This window comes from Embleya sp. NPDC056575 (assembly GCF_042793325.1).
Taxonomy (GTDB): domain Bacteria; phylum Actinomycetota; class Actinomycetes; order Streptomycetales; family Streptomycetaceae; genus Embleya.
Window position 1 is genome coordinate 1 of the sequence record NZ_JBHTVA010000141.1, and the last position, 7,476, is coordinate 7,476.

Annotated in this window: 6 protein-coding genes; 1 reads left to right on the plus strand and 5 read right to left on the minus strand. The window is 69.6% G+C overall.

Annotated features, from left to right (window positions below; translation table 11 throughout):
- Positions 1 to 170 precede the first annotated feature (170 nt).
- From ACFRCG_RS47895 to ACFRCG_RS47915, 5 genes are all read right to left on the minus strand, one after another.
- Positions 171 to 1,241, minus strand: a complete 1,071-nt coding sequence (locus ACFRCG_RS47895) for an SIS domain-containing protein (protein ID WP_380042986.1) — start codon at positions 1,239 to 1,241, stop codon at positions 171 to 173.
- Between the two features lie 198 nt (positions 1,242 to 1,439).
- Positions 1,440 to 2,906 (minus strand): glycoside hydrolase family 3 protein, encoded by a 1,467-nt coding sequence (locus ACFRCG_RS47900; protein ID WP_380042987.1) that lies wholly within the window; start codon positions 2,904 to 2,906, stop codon positions 1,440 to 1,442.
- A 6-nt stretch (positions 2,907 to 2,912) separates the two neighbouring features.
- Positions 2,913 to 3,746, minus strand: coding sequence for a carbohydrate ABC transporter permease (locus tag ACFRCG_RS47905; RefSeq protein WP_380042988.1), 834 nt, complete (start codon positions 3,744 to 3,746; stop codon positions 2,913 to 2,915).
- A complete protein-coding gene (locus ACFRCG_RS47910; RefSeq protein ID WP_380042989.1) occupies positions 3,743 to 4,723 on the minus strand; it encodes a carbohydrate ABC transporter permease in 981 nt (326 codons plus the stop codon). The genes ACFRCG_RS47905 and ACFRCG_RS47910 overlap by 4 nt, the downstream gene beginning before the upstream one ends.
- A 250-nt stretch (positions 4,724 to 4,973) precedes the next feature.
- Positions 4,974 to 6,281, minus strand: a complete 1,308-nt coding sequence (locus tag ACFRCG_RS47915; RefSeq protein WP_380042990.1) for an extracellular solute-binding protein — start codon at positions 6,279 to 6,281, stop codon at positions 4,974 to 4,976.
- A 367-nt stretch (positions 6,282 to 6,648) separates the two neighbouring features.
- On the opposite strand from ACFRCG_RS47915, the gene ACFRCG_RS47920 reads away from it, so the two are divergent.
- Positions 6,649 to 7,392: a GntR family transcriptional regulator gene (locus ACFRCG_RS47920; RefSeq protein WP_380042991.1), complete on the plus strand. Its 744-nt coding sequence runs from the start codon at positions 6,649 to 6,651 to the stop codon at positions 7,390 to 7,392.
- Positions 7,393 to 7,476 lie beyond the last annotated feature (84 nt).

Genomic DNA, 7,476 nt, shown 5'->3' on the forward strand with positions numbered 1-7,476 from the left:
CGTCCCATACCCCCCCCCCCTCCCCCTCAACCCCCCACCCCCTGTAGGTGAAAACGCCCGGCTGGTGGGGGGGGTCCTTCCCCACGTTCGGACCGCGCTTTCCGGCCCCGGGGCGGTCCCGGGACGCGCCCTCGCCGCGCGCGTCCCGGGACCGCTCCCGGTCCTCGGAGTCAGCGCGTCTCGGTCACCTTCGCCAGCGCCCGAGGGGCGTCCGGGTCGAGACCGCGGGCCATGGTGACCTCGTACGCCAGCAGCTGCAGCGGAATGATCTCCAGGATCGGCTGCACCTCCTCGGCCACACCCTCCGGCAGCACGAAGCCCGCCGAGGCCCGACCGACCTGGTCCGCGTTGCCGATCACCATCAGGTCCGCACCGCGCCCGCGCAGCCGCTCCAGGACCGGCTGGAGGGCGTCGCCGCCCTTGCCGTCCGGCACCACCGCGATCACGGGGCTGACGTTGTCGACCATGGCCAGCGGCCCGTGCAGCAGGTCCGCGCCGGAGAACGGCTGGGCCGGTATGTAACTGGTCTCCATGATCTTCAGCGCGGCCTCGCGCGCCGTCGGGTAGCCGTAGCCGCGCGAGGTGATCACCAGACGCTGCGCGAAGCGGTAGCGCCGCGCCAACTCGGCGACCTCCTCCCGGCGGTCCAGCACGTCCTGCGCCAGCGCCGGCAGCGGGTCGGCCGGCGAGGTGTCGCCGCCGCGCAGACCCTCGACGAACAGGTACAGCGCGAGCAGCTCCGCGGTGTACGTCTTGGTCGCGGGCAGCGCCTTCTCCGGACCGGCCAGCACGTCGATGTGGAACTCGGAGACCGCGGCCAGCGCCGAGTCGGCGTTGTTGGTCACCGCGAGGGTGATCGCGCCGGCCTTGCGGGCCGCCTCGGTGGAGGCCACCAGGTCGGGCGAGCCGCCCGACTGGGAGACGGTGATCACCAGGCAGTCGGTCAGGTCCGGCTCCGCGCCGTACGCCGTGGTCGTGGACATCGAGGTGAGCCCGGCGGGCTTGCCGAGCAGCACCTCGATCAGGTACTTCGCGTACAACGCGGCGTTGTCGCTGGTGCCTCGCGCGGTCAGCAGCACGAACCGCGGGTTGCGCGCGGCGATCTCGGCCGCGACGGCGCGGATCGCGGGCGCGCCCTCGGCCAGGATCCGGCGCAGCACGGCAGGCTGCTCCGCCATCTCGGCGGACATGATGCTGCCCCGGTTCGGTGCCAGGACGTCACGGTCGTCGGTGGCGGACATGGTGCGGCCTTCCGTTGATTCCACGTGCTGATTCGGTTTCCACATACGGATGCGGAGGTCGGGCGGATCCGCGGGCCGGGGCCCGGGAGCGCCCACCTCCCAGTGTCCGGTTTCCCGGTGTCGGGCGGGTTCACGGGGGCCGGACGCTCGGTGTCGAACGGATACCGGGCGGCCGACCCCCCTTGCCGAGGGACGCCGTCAGGCGAGCCGACGGCCGGTCAGGATCTCGGCGGCGGCGATCCCGCACACGGTGGCGGCGCCGTGCGTGGCGAGATGGGCGGCGCCCGGAGTGGCAGCTCCGGGGATGCCCATCTCGACCACGACGGCGTCCGGCCGCGCGGCGAGCAGGCCCGCCACGATCTCGGTCGCCCAGACGTGGTGCTCCAGGTTGCGCACCACGAGCACCAGGGGACGGTCCGCCCCCGCGCGCAGCACCTCGTCGATCAGCCCCGGCTCCGCGGCCCGGGCCCGGGTCACCGTGGTCCCGGGCAACGCCTCGGCCAGCACCGGCGCCAGGCCCCACGGGGTCTGCTCGCCGACCGCGATGTTGGCGGTGGGCGACAGCTCCACCACGTGCGCGGGCCGGTCGATCGCGGTCACCGTACCGGTCACCCGGACCGCGCGGCGGGCCGCGTCGAGCCCGAGCGCGTAGTCGACCGGCTCGGCCGCGCCGACCTTGGCCCACGCGGCCAGCGCGTGCACCCGCCCGGCCGCGTCGACCAGCCGCTCCTCGGCGAGCCGGCCCTCGCGCACCGCGTCCACCAGCGCGTCGCGCAGGTGCAGCACGGTGTCCTCGTCGCACAGCCCGCCGCCCACGCACACCGCGTCGACGCCGGCCGCGATCGCGCGAACGGTGCCGTCGGCTATGCCGTAGGTGTCGGCGATCGCGCCCATCTCGATGGCGTCGGTGACGATCAGGCCGGTGTAGCCCAGCTCCTCGCGCAGCAGCCCGGTCATGATCTTCCGGGACAGCGTCGCGGGCAGTTCGGTGTCGTACGCGGGCAGCAGGATGTGCGCGCTCATGATCGCCTTGGTGCCGGCCGCGATGCTCGCGTGGAACGGCACCAGTTCCCGGGCGGCCAGCGTCTCGCGCGAGACGTCCACCAGCGGCATGCCGTGGTGCGAGTCGATCGCGGTGTCGCCGTGCCCGGGGAAGTGTTTGACGCACGCGGCCACGCCGGCCGCCTGGAGCCCGGTGACGTACGCGGCGGTGTGCCGCGCGACCAGGTCGGGCTCGGCGCCGAAGGCCCGCACGCCGATGATCGGGTTGTCCGGGTTGGAGTTGACGTCGGCCGACGGGGCCCAGTTGAGGTTGACGCCGCACGCGGCCAGCTCGCGCCCGAGCCCGCGCGCGACCGCCTCGGTGGTCGCGGTGTCGTCCACCACGCCCAGCGCCAGGTTGCCCGGCCAGCGGCTGCCGGTGTTCACGTGGATCCGGGTGACGTCGCCGCCCTCCTCGTCGATCGCGACGATGAGGTCGGGGTTCTCCCGGCGCAGCTCCTCGGTCAGGGCGGTGACCTGTTCGGGGGTCGCGACGTTGCGACCGAACAGGCCCACCGAGCCCAGCCCGCCGGCGATCCGGTGGCGCAGCCATCCGGGCGCGGTCAGACCGTCGAAACCGGGCTGCAGGACGGCGAGCGCCAGGCGCTCGAGACGTTCGGACATGGTTGATCAGCCCTTTACCGCGCCGGAGGTGAGCCCGCCGGTGACCTTGCCCTGCAGGACCAGGAAGATCGCAAGCACCGGAAGCATGAAGAGGGTGGAGGCGGCCATGATGGCGCCCCAGTCGGTGGTCAGCCCGTTGCTGAAGGAGTTGAGCCAGGTCGGCAGCGTGCGCTGGTTCGGGTTGTTGATCAGCAGCACGTTGGCGAAGGCGAACTCGTTCCACGCGGTGATGAAGCCGAACAGCGACGTGGACAGCAGACCCGGGGCCAGGAGTGGGAAGACAATCTTGCGGAAGGCGGTGAAGCGCGAACAGCCGTCCACCCGGGCGGCCTCCTCCAACTCGACCGGGATGCCGCCGAGGAAACCGCGCAGCGTCACGATCGAGAAGGGCAGCGTCATCACGAAGTAGATCGCGGTGAGCATCGGCAGCGAGTCGAGCAGGTCGTTGTCGCGCGCGATCAGGTACATCGGGATCATCAGCGCTTCCCACGGCGCCATCTGCGCGATGAACACCATGAGGATGAACGGCGCCCGGCCCTTCCACCGCATGCGGGCCACCGCGAACGCGGCGAAACACGCCACGACCAGCGCCAGCACCACGCCGCAGCCCGCGACCAGCAGGCTGTTGCGCCAGTAGTCCCAAAAGTGCGGGGTGCTGGTCGCGGTGTCGAAGTTGTGGAACGAGATCGAGCTGGGCACGAACTTCGGCGTCTTGGTCTGGATGTCCTTGGCCGGCTTGAGCGCGGTCAGGATCATCCAGTAGACGGGGAAGATCGACACCGCGAAGACCAGCAGCGCCGCGATGTTGAGCGGAATCCGCTTCAGGGTGCGCGCCTTCACTTGTCGGCCTCCCGCTCCTGCTTGAACATCTGACGGAAGTAGAAGACGAGCATCACCACGAGGATCAGCACGGTGATCGTGGAGATCGCGCCGGCCATGTCGAACAACTTGCGGGAAATACCCTGCTGATAGGCGTAGACGGGCAGGGTGCGCACTTCGTCGATCGGTCCGTTCTCGCCCGCGATCGACCAGATCTGGGCGAAGGACTTAAAGATCCAGATCACTTCGAGCGAGGCCACCAGCGCGAAGATCGGACGCAGGATCGGGAAGGTGATCGAGCGGAAGATCCGCACCGGGCCCGCGCCGTCCAGCCGGGCCGACTCGTACACGTCGGTGGAGACCGTGGTCAGGCCCGCGTACAGGGTCAGCGTGGCGAACGGGATCGACTGCCACACGATGAGCAGGGTGACCACCGTCAGGGTGGACCCCGCGTGGGCGAACCACGCGTAGTTCTCGTAGTCGAAGCCGAGCTGGACCAGCGCCCAGTTGACCACGCCGTTGTCCGAGCGGAAGAGCCACTTGAAGATGGTGGTGGCCGCGATCACCGGCGTCGCCCAGGCGGCGACCAGGCCGATCAGCACGACGATTCGCATGGCCTTGCCGAGCTTCATCAGCATCAGCGCGCACAGCGTGGAGATCACCATGATGGCGATCACGTTGACCGCGGTGAAGTAGAACGTCCGCCGGGTGACCTCCCAGAACTCGTCGTCCTTGAAGACGGTCTGGTAGTTCTCCCAGCCGACATAATCGGCCGATCGGGAGATCAGCTGCTTGAAGCGGTAATGCTGGAACGACAACATGACGTTCCGGACCACCGGATAGAACAGCAGGAAGGCGATCCCGAGGATCGATGGCGCGACAAGAAGGTATGGGGTGACCGTCTTGACGATCCCCGACGGCTTGCGTGGGGGCTTCGTTGCGCGTCTGGCACCGGTCGGTGACTGGTTGCGCGGGGGCTGCGTAGCTGTCGCGACCACCGCATCTGCCTTGGAGGCTGACACAGCTGCCTTCCCGTTGTTCGGTGTCGGGGGTCTGGGGCTGCGGTGCGTCCGGCCCGGTGGCGGGACGTGCCGAGAGCGCGGAGGCGGGGTCGGGGGACCACCGGCCGGCCGCGCCGGGTGGGCCGGGCCGGTCCCGCCGCGGAGGGGTACCCCGCGGCGGGAGCCGGCCGTGCGGCCCGAGTGCGCTTCGCCCGATCCGCTCGGCGGTTCGGGCAGGCGCCTCGCGTCAGCTCTTGGTGTTCAGCGTCTTCTCGATCGAGGCGTTGGCGTCCTTGCCGGCCGCGGCCGGGTCGGTGCCGGTCATCACCTTGGTGAGGTAGGCCTTGATCGGGTTGTTGTCCTCGACGGAGGCCCAGTTCGGCGAGTTCGGGGTACCGATGCCGCTCTTGGCGCCTTCCATCATCGCGGTGGTGCCGGGGTCACCGGCGGTGACCGAACCGAGCGCGGTGCGGTTCGGGAGCATCTTGATCGCGGTGGCGAGCTTGCTCTGCCACTCGTCGCTGTTGAACTGCTTGACCACGTCGTAGGCCAGGTCCTGGTTCTTCGACGCCTCGGGGATGATCAGGTCCGAGCCGAGCGCGAGCACCGAGCCGGGCTTGGCGGCGTCCTTGCCGGGCACCGGGAAGAAGCCGAACTTGTCCTTCAGGGCCGGGTTGGCCTTGATGATGGTCTCGGCCTCACCGGGGACCGCCAGGAACTGGGCGATCTTGCCGCCGTCGGCCGCGACGACCTCGGGCTGGGTCTTCTCGTCGCCGTCCTTGGCCGCCTTGCTGTAGCCCTGGAGCTGCTTGTAGAAGTTCGCGGCGGCCGCGGCCTGGGGGGTGTCCAGGTTGGCCTTCCACTTGTCACCGTTCTTGGTGGCCAGCTCCTGGCCCTCGTCCTTGAGGAAGCCCGCGTAGACGTACCAGTTCTGGCCGGGCAGGTAGATGCCCTGGTCTTCGCCGGTGTTGAGCTTCTTGGTGATGTCGAGCCACTCGGCCTGCGTCTTCGGCGGCGCGGTGATGCCGGCCTTCGCGAACAGGTCCTTGTTGTAGATCACGACGCGGTTGGCGGCGTAGAACGGGATGCCGAACGACTTGCCGTCGACCTTGCCGGGCAGGGACAGACCGGGCAGCCAGGTGTCGCTGCCGGCCAGGTCCTTGACCTTGGAGGTCAGGTCCTTGACGCCGCCCGAGGCCGCGTACTGGGCGACCTGGGTGTTGCCGGCCTCGATCACGTCCGGGGCGTCGTTGCTGGCCAGCGCGCCGGTGATCTTCTGACCGATGCCGTTCCACTGCTGGATCTGCACGTCCAGCTTGGCGCCCGGGTGGTCCGCCTCGAACTTGGCCTTGAACGCGGCGATGTAGTCGTCGGGGGCGGTGCCCTTCATCAGCCAGACGCGGACGGTCTTGCCATTCCCGCCGGCGGCCGGCGCGCTGGCGCCCGGCGCCTTGGTTTCATCCTTTTTGTCATCACTGCCGCTGTCGGACCCACAGGCGGCAACACCGGTCAGCGCCGCCGCGACACCGGCCGCGACGAGAAGACGACGCTTCACTACATCCTCCTCAGGATGTCGGGCACCGCAGTTCGGTATGAAGTCGTCGATATTCGCCCGTCGGATCCGTGAGGTGCGCGGACCGACCGAGTCCCCCACTGGGGAGGGGACTCGAAATGGGAAAACACCGACGCCCCAGGGACGAGGGTTGCGCGGTGACCATCAATGGTTTAGACCATTTCGGAGGTTGGCATAGACCAATTGGGGTGTCAAGGTTCCGTAGACGGCGAAGGCACGCCGTTATCGGACCGACATCCGCGCTCCTGGTCCTGGGGGGATCGGTGGTCGTGCCACGATGGGGACCGAACGTGTCAGGAGGGCACCGGTGACGGCGGAACACGTGATCACGACCACGGCGGACAGTGCGATGGCGGGAGGCGACACCGGCCTCGAGCCGAGCGCTCGCGTGCCCAAGTACTACCGCCTCAAGCGCCATCTTCAGGAGCTGACCAACACCCAGCCACCGGGCACGCCCGTGCCACCCGAGCGCACCCTCGCGGCGCAGTTCGACATCTCCCGCACCACCGTGCGCCAGGCGCTTCAGGAGCTGGTCATCGAGGGGCGCCTGGAGCGCGCCCAGGGCCGGGGCACCTTCGTCGCCAAGCCCAAGGTGGCGCAGAGCCTCCAGCTGACGTCGTACACCGAGGACATGCAGGCCCAGGGCCTGGAGCCGACCTCGCGACTGATCGAGATCGGCTACATCACCTGCGACGACCACCTCGCGGAGCGGCTCGCCATCCGTCCCGGCAACCGCGTGTTGCGGATCGAGCGACTGCGGCTGGCCAACTCCGAGCCGATGGCGATCGAGACCACGCACCTGTCCACCAAGCGCTTCCCCGGGTTGCGCAAGCACCTGGCCAAGCACAACTCGCTGTATCGGGCCCTGTCGGCCGGTTTCGACGTACATCTCGCCGAGGCCGAGGAGACCATCGAAACGGCGATGGCCACCCCGCGCGAGGCCGGACTGCTCGGTACCGACGTGGGCCTGCCGCTGCTGCTGCTGTCCCGGCACAGCTTCGACACCGACGGCGAACCGGTCGAATGGGTGCGATCCGTCTACCGCGGCGACCGGTACAAGTTCGTCGCCCGCCTGCGCCGCCCCCAGGAATGAGCCGGTGAGCGCGCCGTGAACCCGCCGGCGGTCCCTTCGAATCGAACACATGCGATCGGCCGGACGGCCCGGGCCCGCCCGGGC

Coding starts and splice junctions, on each gene's coding strand:
- ACFRCG_RS47895 (WP_380042986.1), bottom strand. CDS start 1,241: ATGTCCGCCACCGACGACCGTGACGTCCTGGCACCGAACCGGGGCAGC.
- ACFRCG_RS47920 (WP_380042991.1), top strand. CDS start 6,649: ATGGCGGGAGGCGACACCGGCCTCGAGCCGAGCGCTCGCGTGCCCAAG.
- ACFRCG_RS47900 (WP_380042987.1), bottom strand. CDS start 2,906: ATGTCCGAACGTCTCGAGCGCCTGGCGCTCGCCGTCCTGCAGCCCGGT.